General features: G+C 67.7%; 1 protein-coding gene. It reads left to right on the forward strand.

What is annotated here, in order from left to right; translation table 11 throughout:
* A partial coding sequence (locus tag ACFPIH_RS56250; RefSeq protein ID WP_385879449.1) for a condensation domain-containing protein occupies positions 1-1,103 on the forward strand: 1,103 nt, incomplete at both ends.

Raw genomic sequence — 1,103 nt, forward strand, 5'->3', positions numbered from 1 at the left:
GCGCAGCAGCGGTTGTGGTTCCTGGGGGAGTTGGAGGGTCCGTCGGCGACCTACAACATTCCTGTGGCTGTGCGGTTGACGGGTGATGTGGACGTTGAGGCGTTGCGGATGGCGTTGGGTGATGTGGTGGGCCGGCATGAGGTGTTGCGGACGGTCTTTGCTGTTGATGGGGGCAGGCCGTATCAGCGGATCCTTGCCCCGCCTTCTTCTTTTGATCTGCCGGTGGTCGAGGTGGAGCGGGAGGGTCTGGCGGGGGTGGTTGACGGGCTGGCTGGTTATGCGTTCGATCTGGCGGCTGAGTTTCCGTTGCGGGCGTGGCTGCTGCGGGTGGGGCCGGGTGAGTGTGTGCTGGTGATGGTGGTGCATCACATTGCCGGTGACGGGTGGTCGATGGGGCCGCTGGCGCGGGATGTGTCGGTCGCGTATGCGGCACGTACTACCGGGCAGGCACCCGGCTGGGGGCCGTTGGGGGTGCAGTATGCGGACTACGCGTTGTGGCAGCGCGAGTTGCTCGGTGAGGAGTCCGGGCCGGACGGTCTGCTGTACGAGCAGCTGGGCTATTGGCGCAGGGCTTTGGACGGGGTGCCGCTGGAGCTGGTGCTGCCGTTCGACCGGCCGCGGCCGGCGGTGGCCTCGCATCGCGGGGGCCGGGTGGAGGTCTGTGTGCCGGCTGAGGTGCATGCCCGGGTGGCCGAGCTGGCCCGTGTTCAGGGTGTGACGGTGTTCATGGTGTTGCAGGCGGCGCTGGCGGTGCTGCTGTCCCGGGTGGGTGCGGGCAGTGACATTGCGGTGGGTACCCCGGTTGCTGGGCGTACCGACGAGGCGCTGGACGACTTGGTCGGGTTCTTCGTCAACACCCTGGTGATGCGTACTGACTTGTCGGGTGATCCGTCGTTCGCGGGTCTGCTGGAGCAGGTCCGGGAAAGCGGTCTGGCGGCGTTCGCGCATCAGGACGTGCCCTTCGAGCGGCTGGTCGAGGACCTCGCACCGGCCCGCTCGATGGCCCGCCATCCGCTCTTCCAGGTCATGCTCGCCTTGCAGAACAACGCCCAAGCCGTCCTCGACCTGCCCGGTATCGACGCCGCACCGCTACCCGCCGGCGA

Source organism: Streptomyces vulcanius, assembly GCF_042653945.1.
Taxonomy (GTDB): Bacteria; Actinomycetota; Actinomycetes; order Streptomycetales; family Streptomycetaceae; genus Streptomyces; species Streptomyces mangrovi.